This window comes from Loktanella sp. PT4BL, assembly GCF_003201935.1.
Taxonomy (GTDB): domain Bacteria; phylum Pseudomonadota; class Alphaproteobacteria; order Rhodobacterales; family Rhodobacteraceae; genus Yoonia.
Window position 1 is genome coordinate 1 of the sequence record NZ_QJJL01000005.1, and the last position, 17,124, is coordinate 17,124.

The following is a 17,124-nucleotide window of genomic DNA, read 5'->3' on the forward strand; positions in this document are numbered from 1 at the left end:
GCCCGGCATTTTGGCCGAGAGATACAGCTGGTTTGCATTGTCTTCAAAGCTGCGGATACGGACCATCTGGCGGTACATGCGCAGATAGTCCTCGGAATTTGTTTTGGCTTTGGCCATGGCGGGCTCCCCCCTTGCCGGATCGTCGTTTGATAAGGCGTGTGTGCAGGCCGCCACGAAAATGCAGCGGCCTGTCGGTGTTCTAGTAGCGGTTGGCGATTGGCAGCTCTTCAGCAGGGAAGAGGCTGATGACTTCGCACCCTGTCTCGGTCACAACGACTTCTTCCTCGATCCGAGCGGCGGAATAACCGTCCGTGGCAGGGCAGTAGGTTTCCAGCGCAAAGACCATGCCTGTCTTGATCTCCATCGGGTGATCCATCGACACAGCACGGCTGATGATGGGTCGTTCATGCAGCGCAAGGCCAAGCCCGTGACCGAATTGCAGACCGAAGGCCTGATCCTCGCTTGCGAAGCCCAGCTCTTGGGCCGTTGGCCAGACCTCGGCCACCTTATCTGTGGACACGCCCGGTTTGATCATCGCGATAGACGCGTCGATCCATTCGCGCGCCTTGGTATAGGCGTCATTCTGCGACGGGGTCGCGCGGCCGACGTTGAACGTGCGATAATAACAGGTGCGATAGCCCTGATAGGATTGCAGGATATCAAAGAAGGCCTGATCGCCCGGCCGGATCAGACGGTCGGTAAAGTTATGTGGATGCGGGTTGCAGCGTTCGCCGGAAATGGCGTTGATCGCCTCAACATCGTCTGATCCCATTTCGTAGAGCATCTTGTTGGAAAGCGCGACAATATCGTTCTCGCGCACACCCGGTTTCAGCTCTTCGTAGATCATGTGGTAGACGCCATCGACCATGGCTGCCGCCTGGGTCAAAAGCTGGATTTCATCCGTGTTCTTGATCTCGCGCGCCGCCAGCATGATCTGCTGGCCGTCAACCACGTTCAGGCCTTCTTCTTGCAGCGCGTGGAACATGGCCGTTTCAGCATAGTCCACACCCACGGGCATATCGGCCATACCGGCATCGCGGATCAATCCGGCGATCTGCTTGGCGTATTTCTTCATCAGTCCGAATTCTGGCGGGATCGTACCACGCATGCCCACAACACCGGCAAGGCAGTGGCTGGGCTCGAGCCAGTCGGAATGGCGTTTGTGGTGCTCTGCGGCGGATCCGAAATCCCACACATAGGGGCTGTCATCGCCTGTCAGCAGACAGAAACGGCACATCTTGTCGCGTTCCCATTCGCCGATCTTGGTCGCGCTGACGTAGCGGATATTGTTCACATCGAACAAAAGAAGCGTGCCCGCGTTCGAGTTTTGCAAAGACTGGCGTGTCCGCGCAAGGCGATAGCGGCGCAGGCGGTCGTGGTCGATGCGGCGTTCGAAATCCACGGACATATGGCCATGGGCCGGCAGCTTGTCGCGCCATTCCCAGTTGGGCTCGAGGTCCATGGGGGTGAGCAGGTTCGGCATTAGGGCGTTGCCCGGACGTTCTGACATTGCGGTCTCCTTCGGGGCGCATGGCCCCGTCTGAATTTTGGAAATTGAAAGGGTGGTGCGTTACTGGATGCACCAGCCGCCATCGATGTGGATCATCTGGCCGGTCATGTAATCGCTGTCATCGGACGCGAGGAAAGAGGCAGTGCCGACAATGTCCTTGGGGTAGGACACGCGCTTGATCTGGAGCGCATCGCGCACGATGTCGTCGTAGGCCTGGCCTTCTTTTTCCTTGAACCCGATATCGACAAGATCCTTGTCGAGTTGTTCCCAAAGCGGCGTCACAACAACACCGGGCGCATAGCCGTTGACGGTGATGTTATGCTCGGCCAGACCAATCGCACCGCAGTGCGTCAGCGCCAGACAGCCGTATTTCGAGGTGCAATAGACGGTCACATCAACCAGCGGCTTGCGCGACGCAATCGAGCCGACGTTGATCAGCTTATAGGGGTGATCCTCCATCGGACCCTGCGCGATCATCTGGCGGGCGGTTTCCTGCATCCCCAGCCACATGGCTTTGGTGTTGACGTTCATGATCATGTCCCAGTTGTCTTCATCGATATCCATGAAGAAACGGGGCTTGTTCAGACCGGCGTTGAAAACACCCACGTTGATGGATCCGAATGCCTCAACCGTGGCGGCAACTGCGGCTGCGTTATCTTCGCGCTTGGTCACATCCATCTTCACCGCGATGGCTTTGCCATTGCCTTCGGCGTTGATCGCGTCTGCCACGACTTGTGCCTGATCCCCGTCCAGATCGCCGATGCAGACATTGGCGCCTTGGGCGGCAAATGCCTTGGCGTTGGCTTCTCCCATGCCGCGCGCGGCACCGGTGATCAGAATGTTTTTCCCTTTCAGGCGATTGGGGTCCATTGGTCTCTCCTCCTGTTAACACGTCATTGCGTGCGATAGATGATGGCGTCCGCCCTCCCTTGTGCGCGACGCAGTGCTTCTTTCGGGCTGACAATTCCACGCAGCATGTCGTGGAATTCCTCGCCACAAATCTGGATAATGTCGTTGATTTCCGGGATGGGCGGGCGCGGCCAGAATTGGAGCTCGTCGCGCCATGACATGGCATCAACGGCTTCAAAGATGGGCGATACGCGCCGCACATCGGGGTCAGCTGCAACAGAGTAACGCGGGTTCGTGCGGCTGCCGTTCTGGACGTAGAGTTTTTGAGCTTCGGGTGATGTAAAGACCCGCAAGGCCGCCACAGCATCCGCGACGCGTTCCTTGGGCAGGTTTGCAGGAATACCCATCATATAACCGCCGACAGGGGCGACAGGTGATGCATTCGGACCCGCCGGATGTGGCAGATAGCCCGTTTGTGTTTGCGCAGGCGATGAATCGTCGAGCTCGAAATAGGGGGCAAGCAGGGTATAGCCGTAGGCCATTGCAATGCGGCCGCTTGCATAGGGGCGGACCCGCTCATACCAGGACATCGACAGGATTTCTGGCGGTGAGTATTTCAAAAGCTCAAGAAGAAACTCGGCTGCCCGCAACCCCGCTTCGGTATCAATCGTGACGCGATACTTTCCGTTGGCAAGATGTGCGGTGTCAAAACCGCCCGCGATCCTGGGAAGATCAAGGATAGGCTGACCGAAATCCGCCAAGGTCATGAGAACCGTGTGGCCCAAAGCCGTGCCACGCGCCGCGTTCCATGCGATGCCGTACTGCCCCCGCTGAGGTGCATGCAAGGCTTTGGCTGCTGTCAGCAATTCGTCCGTCGTCTGCGGCGGCACCAATCCGTTCTGTGCAAAGAGATCCTTGCGATAAAACAGGAGTTCAGGGGTTGTCTGTGCTGGTACCCCGTAAAGTTTGCCATTCCAGTGCGCGGCCTGCCAGCCTGCCGTGTGGAAATCTGCGGGATCAAGCTGCGCGATATCCATCACCTCTTCCAGAGGCATCAGGATTCCGCTGTCGGCAAATTCACCAACCCACGGCAGGTCGACCGCGATAATATCGTAGCGGCTTGCCTTGCGCTCGGCGTTGATCTTGGCCTCCGAGCGCAGGCGATCAATGGAAAAGGCACGTTGATGGATCTGGGCACCAAGCGTCTGTTCAAACTGGCGTTTGAGGTTATCCATGACCATAAACGTCGGATCACCATGCACCAGAACCCGCAATCCCCCTGCAAGCTTGAGCGGCTCAGGCAGGACTTGCAGGGGCGGGATTGATTTGACGTTCATATAGGTGCCGCCAAAGTAGTAATCCTCGGTGCTCCCAAGTGCCGATGTGGTGCCGAAGTGCTTTGCCGAAAGCCGCTCAAGGCGGTTGGACATCTGCATCCAGTGCTCCAGAAGCGTTTCGCTGGGGTGCATGGAATAGCTTTTGCCGGTCCGTGTGCGGGGGCGTTTTTCAACCAGCCCTGCCTCGAACATCTCTTGCAAGCGGCGGCTGGCTGTCGCATAGGGCGCACGGCTTGCGCCAATCAGTGACGTTGCCGTGACGACCTTTCCCTCGATATGGCCGCGCATCAGGGCGGCAATAATCCGGATATTGGGATTGGGCGAAGACAGATGGCCAAAGTCTTCCAGCTCGTCGCCCAGATCCTCGGCAAAGGCAATTGCGCGAAGCATGGCAGTCTTTGCCTCTGGGGCAGCAAACCTTCTCATGTTATCTCCGGTCATTGCGTTCATTGCGCTTGAATGCCCCTTTCCGGGCGCTACAACAGGACCCTGACGTCGCGGGGGTGCTGCCTTACGGGCTAATTTGTTCGTTTTGGATATTTTGTCGGCTGACATTTTCCACGTCCGATCACTATCATTGTTGAGGGAGTTGAATCGTATCACAAAAATATCCAAAACGGATATAATGATATTCATAATGGATATTAATGGTGAGGTTTGCCGTTGCGTCGGCGCGCATCCTTGTCTGCATCGCCTGTTCACGAGAGCAGTGCGATTCCCCGCCGGAGGAGTGGGGCGATAAAGAACATCAGACGATTTCAGGGAGGAAACGTAACATGACAATCCGAACAACTTTGACTGCAACCGTTGCAACAGCCGCAATCGCGACCGCTGGCGCGGCGTTCGCTGATGGCCACAGCCCGATGCGTATCGGCATCACACAAAACAACGTGGGCGTTGACAGCTATCAGACTACTTACGAGCAGGCGTTCATCGCTGCTGCTGAGGCAAACGACAATGTAGAAGTCGTCGTGCTTGACGCCGGCGGCGACGTTGCCCGCCAGATCGCGCAGATGGAGGACCTCATCCAGCAAGAGGTTGACGCCATCATCATCTGGCCGACAAACGGCGAAGCTGTGATCCCCGCGGTGCGTAAAGCCGCACAGGCAGACATTCCCGTTGTTGTCACCAACTCGAACATCGCCGAAGCAGGTTTTGACTTCGTTGCCTCTTTCTCGGGGCCGGACAACATCACGCAAGGTTCACGCTCGGCCGAGATCATGTGTGACCGCTTCAAGGCGCTGGGCATCGAGAATGAAGCACAGGTTGTGCAGATTTCCGGTCAGCCCGGTTACACCACCGCGATCGAGCGCGCCCAGGGCTTTGAAGAGCGCCTGCCAGAGGTTTGCCCGAACGTGACATTGCTTGAAACGCAGCCAGGCGACTGGAACCGCGAGAAGTCACAGCAGGTGATGGAAGCGTTTCTTGTGAAGTATGATGACATCGACGGCGTTTACGCTGGTGATGACAACATGGGTGTTGGCGCATTGAACGCAGCGAATGCCGCTGGCCGGACCGAGGGGATTACCTTCGTCGGTGCGACAAACTTTGCAGTCGGTTACGAGGCAATGGAGCGTGGCGAATACTGGGGTTCGATCTATCAATCCCCTGTGGACGATGCAGAAGCCGCGCTGAAGACAGCGATTGACCTTCTCAATGGTGAAGAGCTGCCGTTCCTGAACTACTTCGACACTCCGAAGATCACACAGGACAACATGAGCGAGTTCACGAAGCCTGTCTTCTAAAGACCCTCCCAACGGGGGCGGGGGGCTTCGGCTTCCCGCCTTCGCTCACTGAAGATCAATAAAAAGGGGGGATAGGATGGCCCGTATTTCCGGTCGTTCCTGTATCGTCACCGGTGCCGCGCAGGGTATTGGTCGCGCGATAGGCGAGGCGCTTGTCCAAGAGGGTGCCGATGTATGCTTTGCAGATATTAACGCAGAGAAAGCAGCAGAAATAGCTGAATTGAACCGCGCCATAGCCACTGATCTGGGCGCGAAAGTGATGCACGCAAAGGTCGATGTAACCGACCGCGCTGCCGTCAAGGAGATGATTGCCAAGACCGTTGCCACATTCGGAAAGCTGGATGTGATGTTCAACAACGCCGGCGTTAACAAGCCGATGAACTTTCTGGATGTGACAGAAGAGAACTGGAATTTCATCATGGGGATCAACGGGTTGGGCTGCATGATCGGCATGCAGGAAGCCGCCCATCAGATGATCGCCCAGGGCACCGGTGGCAAGATTGTGAACACCGCCTCAATTGCCAGCAGGCAAGGGTTTGATAACGTTGCACCCTATTGTGCGAGCAAATTTGCGGTTGTTTCGCTGACGCAATCCGGCGCACGTGATCTTGCCAAACACAATATCACGGTGAACGGCTTTGCGCCCGGTGTGGTGGCCACGGAAATGTGGGAGCAGGTCGACAAAGACCTGATGGACATTGGTGCAGCCGAGCGGCCCGGACAAGCGATGGAAGAATTCTCGTCCGAGATTTTGCGCGGTCGCGTAGCCACGCCTGCCGATATCACCGGCACAACAAACTATCTGGCAGCGCCGGATAGCGACTACATGACCGGCCAGATCGTGATGATCGATGGGGGCATGGTACTCGTCTGATCCCGTCATGGATCAGCAAACCACGCAAGTGGTGTCAGGGAGGAAATAATGGCGACACTGTCGAAACAAGATATTGGTAAGATACTGGCGCGGCAGGGTATTCTGATCGCATTTGCGTTCTTTATCATCGGCTTTACATTGGCCAACGGCCGGTTCCTGAGCCCTGATAACGTGATGGGTGTCATCCGGTCTTCGGCGATTTTGGGTGTCATGGCCCTGGGGGTCACCTTTGTCGTGATCAGCGGCAATCTTGATCTGTCAGTGGGCTCCATGATGTCGTTCTCGACCATTGTGGTGCTGGATCTGCACGACAAGATCGGACCGGCGCTGGCGATCCCTGCAATGTTCGCCATGACGCTTTGTCTGGGTGCGTTCATCGGTTTCTTGGTGGGGTATCTCAAGCTGAACTCGCTGATTGTCACCTTGGGCATGTTATCGGCCATCCATGGTCTGACGCTGACCTATTCGGGCGGCAAGAATATGGATATCGCCGATAAGGACGGCACATGGTTTGATGTCTTCGGGCAAGGCACGGCGCTGGGTATTCCCGTACCGATCCTGATGTTCCTTGCCCTTGCCGCGCTGCTCGGGATTATCCTCGCCAAGACGCCATTCGGGCGCAAGGTCTACGCCGTTGGCGGCAACGGCACGGCGGCCACGTTCTCGGGCATCAAGCGCGCGCGCACTGTATTTCTTTGCTACCTGATGTCGGCAGGTTGCGTTGCCACCGCTGGCCTTATTCAGGCCAGCCGGTCCTTGGGCTCGCAGAACACCGTGGGGCAGGGGCTTGAACTTGAGGTCCTGGCGGCGGTCATCCTAGGGGGTGCATCGCTGCTGGGCGGGTCGGGGACGATCTTCAAGACGGTCATTGGCGTGCTGATCCTCGGATTTATCCAGAACGGACTGCTTTTGGTCGGTCTGCAATTCTACGTCCAGTTTGTTGTGACCTGGATCATCATCATCCTTGCTGTCTGGCTCGATATCGCGGCCAAGCGTGGCAAGCTCTGGTCGAACATCGCTTAGGGGGCGGGGATATGCAGGCGGGAAAAATGACACCGTTCATCAAGACTGGCGCGATCTGGGCCTTTGTGGTGCTTGAACTGATTTTCTTCAGCGTCGCAGGTGAATTCCTGTCCCTTTCGGACAAGCCGTTCATGGACCTTGATAATATGCTGCTGCTGCTCAAGCAGTCGGCGCCGATCGGGATTATCGCGATGGGCATGACGATCATCATGATTAACGGCAACATCGACCTGAGCGTGGGTGCGATCTTTGCGCTGGCGGCGGTGATCCTGCTCGACAGCATGTCGTGGGCGATTTTTGCCGGTCTGGGCGATTGGGTGATCCCTGTGTCCTGGGCGCTGGCACTTCTGACCGGCGTGGTGCTTGGGGCTGTCAACGGGCTGATCGTGTGGAAGACAGGTGTTGATGCCTTCATCGTCACCTTAGGGTCCATGCTGGGCTTTCGCGGGCTGGTCTTCATGTACAACGGCGAAAACCCCACATCCGAGCTGAACTGGACACTGGTGGACTTTGCCGAGGCGCAATTCCTCGGGCTGCACACGGCCACATGGTTTCTGGCGGCTGTGACCCTCGTGATCTGGTATGTGATGACGCGCACGGTGCACGGGCGCAACGCCTATGCCATCGGCAATAACCGCGAGGCGGCTGTGAACGCCGGTATCCGTGTGGGGCCGCATATGATGATCAATTTCATGATTATCGGCTTTCTGGCTGCATTGTCGGCCGTGGTGTTCTACTCGGAATCCGGTTCGGTCAACCCCAACGACGGACAGCTTTACGAACTTTGGGTGATCACCGCGGTGGTGCTTGGCGGCACCAAGCTCACCGGCGGGGCGGGGTCCATCATCGGGACGCTGGGCGGCGTTCTGGCGATCCAGTTGTTGCGCAAAGGCTTGGGCCACATCGGCGCGGATACCGAAACGGTAAACCTTGTGATCGGCCTGATCCTGATCGCGGTACTGTTTCTTGACCGCCAGTTGAACCTCAAAGGCAAAGAGGAGTTGAAGACATGACCGACCAAACCCCCGCACTGCGGCTTGAGGGCATCGTCAAGACTTTTCCCGGTGTGCGCGCGCTTGATGGTGTGTCCTTTGCGGTCATGCCGGGCGAGGTGCACGCGCTGATGGGCGAAAATGGCGCTGGCAAATCGACCTTGATGAAGGTGCTGGGCGGGATCCACCAGCCCAACGAAGGCCAGATCATCGTCGGTGAAGAGCCAACGGTCATGACCTCGCCCTTGCAGGCGAAATCCAAGGGGATTGTGTTCATCCATCAGGAACTCAGCCTTGCCGAAGAACTGAGTGTGGCCGAGAATATCTATCTTGGTGAATTGCCACTCAAATCCTTCGGCCGTGTGGACTGGGCCAAGCTCTATGCGCAAACCGATGCCATCCTTGAGAAGTTGAAAGTCGGATTTAACGCCAAGACACGTGTTGGCGACCTGTCTATTGCCAACCAGCAGATGGTCGAAATTGCCCGCGCATTGACTGTGGATGCCAAGGCAGTGATCTTTGACGAACCGACCGCGTCCCTGACCGACGCCGAAAAAGTCGTCCTCTTCGACGTCATCGCCGACCTGAAATCGCAAGGCGTGGGGATCATCTATATCTCGCACCGCATGGAAGAGATTTTCAAGATCACAGACCGGATCTCGGTGCTGCGCGACGGGCAATATCAGGGCACGGTCGTCACCGCCGAAACCAATGAGGAAGGTGTCACGCAGATGATGATCGGGCGCAAGCTTGACCTCAGCCGTGCAGCCGTCACCCATGAGTTGGGCGACATAGCACTCGAAGTGCGCGACCTGTCCTGCGGCAAACTCTTTGAAAACGTTAGCTTTCAGGTGCGCCGCGGCGAGGTTCTGGGCTTCTACGGGCTGGTGGGCGCCGGGCGCACAGAGATTGCCGAGACGCTTTTTGGCCTGCGCAACCCCAGCGGGGGCACCATTCACCTCGATGGAAACGAGATCAAGATCAACTCGCCCGCCGATGCCATTGCGATGGGGATCTCGCTTGTGCCCGAAGACCGCAAGGGGCAGGGCCTCGTGCTGGGTATGAATTGTCGTGACAACATGACATTGCCGCAGGTCAGTGATCTGACGGCAGGCCCCTTTGTGGCCGAAGGTGCCGAGATTGCGATTTTCGATCAATACCGCGATAAGTTGGACATTCGCACACCCGGCTGGAAACAGACCGTGGGCAATCTCTCAGGTGGTAACCAGCAAAAGATCGTGATCGGCAAATGGCTGTCGATGCACCCCAACGTGCTGATTGTGGATGAACCAACACGCGGCATCGACGTGGGCTCCAAGTCGGAAATTCACAACCTGATCCGTGAGCTTGCCGCACAAGGCTATGCTGTTATCGTCATCAGCTCGGAAATGCCCGAGGTGCTGCACGTCAGTGACCGGATTGTCGCGATGTACAGCGGCAAGGTGATGCGGACCTTCACCAGCGAAGAAGTGACAGAAGACAACCTGATCCAAGCCATTTCCGGAATCACACCCACGAACAAAGTCGCCTAAGATGCACGTGCCTTTTTCATGTCACCGTAACGTATATGCGTCACGAAAAAGCGTGAATACGTCACGTTTGATTGTCACGAAATAGCATTGAATCGTCTCGCTTGTCGGTTGCGGTAACCATCGCTAGACTACGCCCATGGCTGTCAAACCCGACCCTGTCTTTACAAAGTTGACCAAAGTGCTTTCGGCGCTGAAGGAAACGACTGTGAAAGAAAAGAGCGGAGAAGAGGCAGCCAGTGAGCTGAAAGAGGATTTCCGGCGCGAAAACGGGGGTGCCCCGCTCACCGATAGTCAGCGGCAAGCCGTGCGCCGGACCAAAATCAGGGTAGAGCGGGAAACCAAACGCAAGCAGCACGTACGGCGCTGCGTTGCTTGCGGATCGCAACTGCCGGTCTCTGCACGTGCGGACGCCAAGACATGCAGTGACGCATGTCGGCAGAAACTAGCACGAAATCGTTAGGTTGATGTCTGGCGCCGCACTACCAGTCGCAGTCGGCATACCCGCTGCTCAGGCATTTATGCGCCATAAGCTGCGCAAGTGAAACGTCTTCGACTGACATGTCCTGAGCGACTGACGCCCGAAGGATATCGCCGCCCTCGAACCCGTTCACGTCGCCGATAGCATACCACATATAGGCTTTGACGTCATCTTGTGGGACGCCTTCGCCATTTCTGTGCATGACGCCAAGCGTGGATTGGGCAAAGGGATCGCCTTGTTTGGCCGCCATGGCGTACCATTGGAGCGCCTGCGACAAGTCCTGCGGCACACCTTCACCGTTGCGATACATCACACCAAGGTTGAATTGCGCCGTTATATTTCCCTGTTCGGCGGCCTTGCGGTACCACCGGACAGCCTGTGCATCGTCTTGGGGCACGCCTTGGCCGTTGTCGTACATGTAGCCCAGATTGGTCTGTGCTGCAGCATCGCCCTGCTTAGCGGCAAGCCGGTACCATTTTGCGGCTTCGGCATAGTCTCCGAAGCCATCCTCATAAGTTATACCGACGTTATAGAGCGCGAGCACATCGCCGCCCTGCGCGAGGGGAAGCAATTCTTCGAGTGCAACCTGATAATCGCCTTCGTCAAAGGCCATCATGGCCCTGTCAAAGCTTTGTGCTGTTGCGACAGACCCCGATGACAAAGCCAGAACCGAGGCCCAAAGGGCATGACGTAGGATACTCATTAAACTACCAAACATTAAACAAAAACACAGTGCACTGGATCGGTGAAAAGGTCAAATCTGAGCGCGGAACGCCAGCAGCTCAAAATATGCGCGTTTTGTCTGTGCTGGGCGCGCCAGCATAGACCATCAAAGGTGATGCCGCTTTGTTGCGTCAAGAGTGCGATAGGCCACTTGAAGGTCAAGCCCTTGAACTTGCACTGCAATTTGGAGATGCGGGAGGCATTTGTGCGCATAAAAGCCGCTCGGGCTATCATGGCGGAGGAGGTGGGATTCGAACCCACGGTAGACTTTCACCTACGTCGGTTTTCAAGACCGGTGCATTCAACCACTCTGCCACTCCTCCGACACGGCCCTGTTAGCGGGTCGTTTCTGATTCGAAAAGCACGTTCACACTTTGGGGAATTCCGCCGACAAAATAAGCGAGAGCCTTTCAAAACGTTTCAACGAAGGCTATCATTTCGCTGCGTAGGAAGCGGCGCGCGTTTTGCGCCGTGCGATCATGTCCATCAAAAGGGCATAGAGCAGCAACAAAGATGGCTGAAAACAGCTGATACCTGCCGCAGAGCAGGTGCAACAGAGGGGCAAATGATGACAGGCTTTGTGTTTTTGAACGCGAGAAAATGGCCGGTTTCGCTGGCAGTGGCCGCGACAATCGGTTTGACCGCTTGCGACGAGAACGGAGAATTCGCCTTTCCAAGCGCCAGTAACGCTTCCCAGGCTGCCGCTGCACCTTTGCCAGCCAATGCGCTTGGCCAGCGCATGCAACGTGATGTCGATATCGAACGCCCCGATATTTTCGCGATCAACAGCGACGGATTGTGGGACGGCCGCCCGTCATTGGGCGGTGTCTGGGTTGCCCACCCCGAGGTGACAGACCCCGAGCGTGTTGTGATCCGCAACACCGAAGGCGGCCAGGAGGTAATCGGTGCGCTGTTCCGCCGTGAGCGCGACAATCCCGGTCCGCTGTTGCAGGTGTCCTCGGATGCCGCTGATGCGCTGGGTATGCTGCCCGGTGCGCCGACGCGGCTTGAGGTCGTTGTGCTGCGCCGCCAAGAGGTTGAGGTGCCCCCCGCAGAAGAGAACCCCGTCGTTGCGAGCCTTGCATCCCCTGTCGCTGTTGAAGCCACACCTTTGGAGAATGCGGAAGAGAGCGGGGCAGGTGAAGCTGCCGCGGCCACCGCTGCAGTTGTTTTGCCTGCAGCTGTTGAAGCTGCCACAGCCGCCGCAGAGGAAACGGCTGCGGCCACGGCCTCCGTGGCTGCTGATGTTGCCACCCCTAGCGCGCCGATTGATGTGTCTTCCGTGCTTGCAGCCCCCGCACCATTGCCTGCGGGATCGCGGGCGCAGATCGGCGTGTTCAGCGTGGAGCGCAATGCCAATAGTGCCGTCGCCACGATTGCCGAGGCCGGGATTGAAGCAACAGTGAGCCCCGAAGAGCTTGGCGGACGCACCGTATGGCGTGTGATCGCGGGGCCGCTGACCGATGCTGCCGATGTGACCCGGCTGAAAGAATTGGGTTTTGTTGATGCCTTTGTGATCGAAGCCACAGAGTAAAAGCCCTTCGAAAAAGGAGAACCTGTCCTCATGCGTTTTGGTTTCTTGCGCCCCTTTGCCGTCATTGCCACTTGCCTGTTCACGCCGGGCTGGGCGCTTGCCTTTGAGACAAGTGCGACAGCCGCCTATATCTATGACCAGTCGACCGGCACCGTGTTGTTGTCCAAGAATGCCGAGACACCTTTGCCTCCGGCCTCGATGTCCAAGCTGATGACAATTTACATGGCGTTCGAGGCCGTGGCGGATGGCCGTCTGGACATCAACGAAGAACTGCCCGTGTCGTCCCATGCGGCGAGTTTTGGTGGCTCGTCCATGTTTCTTGACACGACCGACCGTGTGCGCGTCGAAGATCTGTTGCGCGGTGTGATCGTTGTCTCGGGCAATGACGCCAGCGTTGTGCTCGCAGAGGCGCTTTCGCCTGACGGGTCCGAGGCCGGTTTTGCGCGCATGATGACTGAACGCGCGCGCCAGATGGGCATGATGAACTCGACCTTCGTCAACTCGAGCGGATGGCCCGCTGCAGGACACCGGATGTCGATGGAAGACCTCGGTATTCTGGCAGACCGTCTGATCACGGATTTCCCCACGTTCTATCCGCTTTTCGCCGAAACCGATTTTCCCTTTGACGGGCGCGTTCCGTCCAATTCGGCCAACCGCAACCCCGTTCTGGCGATGGGGCTGGGGGCGGATGGCCTGAAAACCGGTCACACGATGGAGGCCGGCTTCGGTCTCGTGGGCTCTGCCAAACAGGATGACCGTCGCATCATCTGGGTGATTACCGGTCTTGATAGCCGCGAAGCACGGGCCGAGGAATCTGTCAGGATCATCAACTGGGCCTTCCGCCAATTTGCCGAAAAGGACGTGGCAGAAGCGGGGACGCGCATTGCGACGGCAGACGTCTGGATGGGCGCAATGCCGACGGTCGGTCTGACAGTGGCCGAGGACCTTTCCCTTTTGGTACCGGTTCTCAATCAGGGCGATATCGACGCAGAAGTGGTCTATGATAGCCCGATCGAGGCGCCGATCACAGCGGGCCAGCAACTGGGCGAACTGGTCATTACGTTTGATGACCTGCCCGAGAAGCGCATTCCTCTGGTCGCCGAAGAGGATGTTGCACGGGGCGGGTTTGCGACACGCCTGCGGACGGCGGCGCTGGTGCTTTGGCAGAAATATGGTCCGGCAAACGTGGGCGAGGTGCCGGAAGAGGCATGAGCAAGCCCCGTTTTATTACCTTCGAGGGCATTGACGGCTCTGGCAAATCCACACAATCCCGCCGTTTTGCAGACCATCTGCGCGCGAAGGGCGAAGATGTTATCCTGACCCGAGAACCGGGCGGAAGCCCCGGTGCCGAGGAAATTCGCGCGCTTTTGCTGACCGGTGATACGGACCGCTGGTCTCCCGAGACCGAAATTCTGTTATTTACGGCCGCCCGTCGCGATCATCTGGAAAAGACGATCCAACCCGCACTGGCAGACGGCAAGACCGTGATCTCGGATCGCTTTGCCGACAGTACCCGCGTCTATCAGGGGGCCACCCGCGGCGATTTGCGCGGGATCGTAGACAGTTTGCATAGCCTGATGATCGGTCGCGAACCCGACCTGACCTTCATCATTGATATGGACCCCGAAACAGCGCTCCAGCGTGGTCTGGCCCGCAAGTCCGGCGAGGACCGGTTTGAAGACTTTGGTCTGGGCTTTCAGGAAACGCTGCGCCACGGGTTTCTGGCCTTGGCCCATGCCAATCCCGACCGCTGCGTGTTGATCGACGGTAACCGCACAGCGGACCAGATCGCCAGCGAAATCGCGGCCTACGCATGAGCGATGAAGAGATCCCAGAACCGGATCGCATTGCCGGCGCACCGCATCCACGCGAAACGCAGGTGTTGTTCGGTCAGGACAAGGCACAGGCGGATTTTCTGGATGCTTTCGGGGCGGGGCGGCTGCATTCGGGCTGGCTGATTACCGGCCCGCGCGGCGTGGGCAAAGCCACGCTGGCATGGAAGATTGCGACCTTCCTGCTGGCCAATCCGGAGGTTGGGCTTTTCGGTGACCCCACGCTCGCTGTTGATCCTGACCACCCCGATGCGCGCCTGATCCAGTCCGGTGCCCATCCGCGCCTGTCGCTCATCCGCCGCCCGTGGGATGATAAAACCAAAAAGCTGAAAACCGAAATCACCGTCGATGCAGTGCGCAGCCTCAAGACGTTTTTCCAGATGTCCGCAGCGGATGGCGGGCGGCGTGTGGTCATCGTGGATGCCGCGGATGAATTGAACCGCAACGCGGCCAACGCGATCCTGAAAGAGCTGGAAGAGCCCCCCGCGAATTGCACGATCCTTCTGGTCGCGCATCAGCCGTCAAGGCTTTTGCCGACGATCCGCTCGCGCTGCCGCGAACTCCGCTGTGCGCGTCTGAACGCCGCTGATTTACAAAGCGCACTGGCACAGGCAGGCCACCCGTCCGAACAATCCGAGAGCCTTGCCACTCTTGCGGGTGGTTCTGCGGGTGATGCGATCCGGCTGTTGAACCATGACGGGCTGGCGCTTTATGCGGAACTGATCAAAACCCTTGAACGCCTGCCGCGCATGGACCGCCCCGCAGCTTTGCACCTTGCGGATGCCTGTGTCGGCAAAGCGGGCGAGGTGCGCTTTGGCATGACGCTTGATCTGATTGATCTCTTTTTGTCGCGCACCGCACGCGCGGGCCTGATGGGTGAACCGTCCGCACAAGGGGCGCCGGGTGAAGCGCGGCTGCTTGCGCGTCTGGCCCCGGATGACCGCGCAGCACGACGCTGGGCGCAATTGCAGCAAGACTTGACGGACCGGTCACGCCACGGGCGCGCTGTGAACCTTGACCCTGCCGCGCTGATCCTTGATATGATCTTCAAAATAGAAGAGACGGCGCAAGCGACAGCCCTCATCTGAAGGCCCCATAATGACCCACGCCACCATCGTTGACAGCCACTGCCACCTTGATTTCGCGGATTTTGATGCCGAGCGGGATCAGGTCGTTGCGCGCGCTTCGGAGGCGGGTGTGTCGCGGATGGTCACGATCTGCACGCGGCTTCGTCTGGAACCGCAGGTGCGGGCGATTGCCGAGACTTACGCCCCTGTTTTTTATGCTGCGGGCACACACCCGATGAGCGCCGCCGATGAGCCGCTGGCGACAGTGGAAGAGCTGATCGCCTTGGCTGATCATCCTAAGTTCGTGGGGATCGGTGAAACGGGCCTCGATTATCACTACACTGCCGAAAGCGCCGCTATTCAGCAGAAATCCTTGCGCGTCCATATCGCCGCGGCCCGTGAAACCAAGCTGCCCCTGATCATCCATGCCCGCGCCGCAGATGACGACATGGCGCGTATTCTGAAAGAAGAATACGCCAATGGCGCCTATACTTGCGTAATGCATTGTTTTTCCAGCAGCGCCGCCTTGGCAGAGGCCGCTTTGGAGATGGACTTCTACCTCTCCATGTCCGGCATCGCGGCCTTTCCCAAAAGTCAGGAGCTGCGCGATATCTTCGGCGCGGCCCCGATCGACCGCATTCTGGTTGAAACGGACAGTCCGTATCTCGCACCACCGCCCTATCGCGGCAGACGGAATGAGCCCGCCTATACCGCCCATACCGCGCGGGTCGGGGCAGAGGTGTTTGGTCTGTCCTATGAGGATTTCGCCAGTAAGACGACCGCAAACTTTGACCGTTTGTTCTGGAAGGCCGCCGCATGAGCGACCAGATCAGCTTTCGCATCTTGGGCTGTGGATCCTCCGGCGGTGTACCGCGCCTTGGCGGGCTATGGGGGGCCTGTGATCCCACCAACCCCAAGAATGCCCGCAGACGGTGTTCCGTGCTTGTCACCCGCACCAGTGGCAACGGGCACACCCGCGTCCTGATTGACACAACGCCGGACATGCGCAGCCAGTTGCTCGACGCTGACGTCGGCCTGTTGGATGCTGTCGTCTATACCCACGGTCACGCCGATCATGTGCACGGGATTGATGACCTGCGCATGGTCGTTTTCAACAAACGCGAGCGGCTGCAGGTCTGGGCCGATGGCGATACGACCAACGATCTTCTGGGGCGTTTCGGCTATGCCTTTGTGCAGCCCAAAGGATCGTCCTATCCGCCCATTTGCGAACTGAACACGATTGACGGCGATATCACGATCAGCGGGGCAGGGGGCGATATCGTGCTGCGCCCGTTCGAGGTTCAACACGGGTCCATCGAAGCACTGGGGTTCCGCATTGCCGATGTGGCCTATCTTCCCGATGTCTCATCCATCCCCGATGACGTCTGGCCGATGCTGGAAGGGCTGGACTACTGGATCGTCGATGCGTTGCGCCGTGAACCGCACCCGACCCATTCGCACCTGGCCAATACGCTTGAATGGATCGCGCGCGTGGCCCCCAAACAGGCGATCCTGACGAATATGCACAACGATCTGGATTATGAGACAGTCGCTGCAGAGACACCGGAACATGTCAGCCCTGCTTATGACGGCATGACAATCACCATTTCTGCACCCTAATCTGAAGG

The 17,124-nt window shown here is 58.0% G+C and carries 16 protein-coding genes and 1 tRNA gene; 12 read left to right on the forward strand and 5 right to left on the reverse strand.

Translation table 11 applies throughout. The features are described from left to right. Positions 1–199: 199 nt before the first annotated feature. Genes C7964_RS14730 through C7964_RS14740 form a run of 3 tightly spaced genes read right to left on the reverse strand, consistent with a single transcriptional unit; the run spans position 200 to position 4,086 of the window. Positions 200–1,510 carry a M24 family metallopeptidase gene (locus C7964_RS14730; RefSeq protein ID WP_110280438.1) on the reverse strand — a complete coding sequence of 437 codons (1,311 nt, stop codon included), beginning with the start codon at positions 1,508–1,510 and terminating at the stop codon, positions 200–202. A 60-nt stretch (positions 1,511–1,570) separates the two neighbouring features. Further along, on the reverse strand, positions 1,571–2,380 hold the full coding sequence (locus C7964_RS14735) for an SDR family NAD(P)-dependent oxidoreductase (RefSeq protein ID WP_110280439.1): 810 nt from the start codon (positions 2,378–2,380) through the stop codon (positions 1,571–1,573). A 23-nt stretch (positions 2,381–2,403) separates the two neighbouring features. Beyond that, positions 2,404–4,086, reverse strand: a complete 1,683-nt coding sequence (locus tag C7964_RS14740; RefSeq protein ID WP_353652421.1) for an extracellular solute-binding protein — start codon at positions 4,084–4,086, stop codon at positions 2,404–2,406. 386 nt (positions 4,087–4,472) lie between these two features. Between C7964_RS14740 and C7964_RS14745 the strand changes: the two genes are divergently transcribed. The 6 genes from C7964_RS14745 to C7964_RS14770 all read left to right on the forward strand — a co-directional run bounded on the left by C7964_RS14745 (position 4,473) and on the right by C7964_RS14770 (position 10,322). Then, positions 4,473–5,441, forward strand: a complete 969-nt coding sequence (locus C7964_RS14745) for a sugar ABC transporter substrate-binding protein (protein ID WP_110280441.1) — start codon at positions 4,473–4,475, stop codon at positions 5,439–5,441. A gap of 76 nt (positions 5,442–5,517) precedes the next feature. Continuing rightward, positions 5,518–6,315: an SDR family oxidoreductase gene (locus C7964_RS14750; protein WP_110280442.1), complete on the forward strand. Its 798-nt coding sequence runs from the start codon at positions 5,518–5,520 to the stop codon at positions 6,313–6,315. A gap of 48 nt (positions 6,316–6,363) precedes the next feature. Next, positions 6,364–7,338 carry an ABC transporter permease gene (locus C7964_RS14755; RefSeq protein ID WP_110280443.1) on the forward strand — a complete coding sequence of 325 codons (975 nt, stop codon included), beginning with the start codon at positions 6,364–6,366 and terminating at the stop codon, positions 7,336–7,338. 11 nt (positions 7,339–7,349) lie between these two features. After that, positions 7,350–8,351 (forward strand): ABC transporter permease, encoded by a 1,002-nt coding sequence (locus C7964_RS14760; protein ID WP_110280444.1) that lies wholly within the window; start codon positions 7,350–7,352, stop codon positions 8,349–8,351. Beyond that, positions 8,348–9,862, forward strand: a complete 1,515-nt coding sequence (locus C7964_RS14765; protein ID WP_110280445.1) for a sugar ABC transporter ATP-binding protein — start codon at positions 8,348–8,350, stop codon at positions 9,860–9,862. The genes C7964_RS14760 and C7964_RS14765 overlap by 4 nt, the downstream gene beginning before the upstream one ends. Positions 9,863–9,998: 136 nt before the next feature. Then, on the forward strand, positions 9,999–10,322 hold the full coding sequence (locus C7964_RS14770) for a hypothetical protein (protein WP_110280446.1): 324 nt from the start codon (positions 9,999–10,001) through the stop codon (positions 10,320–10,322). 19 nt (positions 10,323–10,341) lie between these two features. Here the strand turns inward: C7964_RS14770 and C7964_RS14775 are convergent, their stop codons facing one another. Further along, complete coding sequence (locus C7964_RS14775) at positions 10,342–11,043, reverse strand: tetratricopeptide repeat protein (protein ID WP_110280447.1); 702 nt, start codon at positions 11,041–11,043, stop codon at positions 10,342–10,344. Between the two features lie 253 nt (positions 11,044–11,296). Further along, positions 11,297–11,386 (reverse strand) — tRNA-Ser (locus C7964_RS14785). Between the two features lie 245 nt (positions 11,387–11,631). Between C7964_RS14785 and C7964_RS14790 the strand changes: the two genes are divergently transcribed. Genes C7964_RS14790 through C7964_RS14815 form a run of 6 tightly spaced genes read left to right on the forward strand, consistent with a single transcriptional unit; the run spans position 11,632 to position 17,116 of the window. Further along, a complete protein-coding gene (locus C7964_RS14790; protein ID WP_286163978.1) occupies positions 11,632–12,597 on the forward strand; it encodes an SPOR domain-containing protein in 966 nt (321 codons plus the stop codon). 30 nt (positions 12,598–12,627) lie between these two features. Then, positions 12,628–13,809, forward strand: coding sequence for a D-alanyl-D-alanine carboxypeptidase family protein (locus C7964_RS14795; protein ID WP_110280449.1), 1,182 nt, complete (start codon positions 12,628–12,630; stop codon positions 13,807–13,809). Continuing rightward, the gene (gene tmk, locus C7964_RS14800; protein ID WP_110280450.1) at positions 13,806–14,414 is read left to right on the forward strand and encodes a dTMP kinase; all 609 of its coding nucleotides are present in this window, start codon (positions 13,806–13,808) and stop codon (positions 14,412–14,414) included. Before C7964_RS14795 ends, tmk begins: the two co-directional genes overlap by 4 nt. Further along, entirely contained in the window at positions 14,411–15,517 is a 1,107-nt protein-coding gene (locus tag C7964_RS14805) for a DNA polymerase III subunit delta' (protein ID WP_110280451.1), read from the forward strand. Before tmk ends, C7964_RS14805 begins: the two co-directional genes overlap by 4 nt. Before the next feature lie 10 nt (positions 15,518–15,527). Beyond that, positions 15,528–16,316, forward strand: coding sequence for a TatD family hydrolase (locus tag C7964_RS14810; protein ID WP_110280452.1), 789 nt, complete (start codon positions 15,528–15,530; stop codon positions 16,314–16,316). Next, positions 16,313–17,116 carry an MBL fold metallo-hydrolase gene (locus tag C7964_RS14815; protein WP_110280453.1) on the forward strand — a complete coding sequence of 268 codons (804 nt, stop codon included), beginning with the start codon at positions 16,313–16,315 and terminating at the stop codon, positions 17,114–17,116. Before C7964_RS14810 ends, C7964_RS14815 begins: the two co-directional genes overlap by 4 nt. The last annotated feature ends 8 nt before the right edge of the window (positions 17,117–17,124 follow it).

Excerpts from the sequence above, each read along its gene's own strand:
- C7964_RS14730 (WP_110280438.1), bottom strand. The coding sequence starts at position 1,510 with ATGTCAGAACGTCCGGGCAACGCCCTAATGCCGAACCTGCTCACCCCC.
- C7964_RS14735 (WP_110280439.1), bottom strand. The coding sequence starts at position 2,380 with ATGGACCCCAATCGCCTGAAAGGGAAAAACATTCTGATCACCGGTGCC.
- C7964_RS14740 (WP_353652421.1), bottom strand. The coding sequence starts at position 4,086 with ATGCTTCGCGCAATTGCCTTTGCCGAGGATCTGGGCGACGAGCTGGAA.
- C7964_RS14745 (WP_110280441.1), top strand. The coding sequence starts at position 4,473 with ATGACAATCCGAACAACTTTGACTGCAACCGTTGCAACAGCCGCAATC.
- C7964_RS14750 (WP_110280442.1), top strand. The coding sequence starts at position 5,518 with ATGGCCCGTATTTCCGGTCGTTCCTGTATCGTCACCGGTGCCGCGCAG.
- C7964_RS14755 (WP_110280443.1), top strand. The coding sequence starts at position 6,364 with ATGGCGACACTGTCGAAACAAGATATTGGTAAGATACTGGCGCGGCAG.
- C7964_RS14760 (WP_110280444.1), top strand. The coding sequence starts at position 7,350 with ATGCAGGCGGGAAAAATGACACCGTTCATCAAGACTGGCGCGATCTGG.
- C7964_RS14765 (WP_110280445.1), top strand. The coding sequence starts at position 8,348 with ATGACCGACCAAACCCCCGCACTGCGGCTTGAGGGCATCGTCAAGACT.
- C7964_RS14770 (WP_110280446.1), top strand. The coding sequence starts at position 9,999 with ATGGCTGTCAAACCCGACCCTGTCTTTACAAAGTTGACCAAAGTGCTT.
- C7964_RS14775 (WP_110280447.1), bottom strand. The coding sequence starts at position 11,043 with ATGAGTATCCTACGTCATGCCCTTTGGGCCTCGGTTCTGGCTTTGTCA.
- C7964_RS14790 (WP_286163978.1), top strand. The coding sequence starts at position 11,632 with ATGACAGGCTTTGTGTTTTTGAACGCGAGAAAATGGCCGGTTTCGCTG.
- C7964_RS14795 (WP_110280449.1), top strand. The coding sequence starts at position 12,628 with ATGCGTTTTGGTTTCTTGCGCCCCTTTGCCGTCATTGCCACTTGCCTG.
- tmk (WP_110280450.1), top strand. The coding sequence starts at position 13,806 with ATGAGCAAGCCCCGTTTTATTACCTTCGAGGGCATTGACGGCTCTGGC.
- C7964_RS14805 (WP_110280451.1), top strand. The coding sequence starts at position 14,411 with ATGAGCGATGAAGAGATCCCAGAACCGGATCGCATTGCCGGCGCACCG.
- C7964_RS14810 (WP_110280452.1), top strand. The coding sequence starts at position 15,528 with ATGACCCACGCCACCATCGTTGACAGCCACTGCCACCTTGATTTCGCG.
- C7964_RS14815 (WP_110280453.1), top strand. The coding sequence starts at position 16,313 with ATGAGCGACCAGATCAGCTTTCGCATCTTGGGCTGTGGATCCTCCGGC.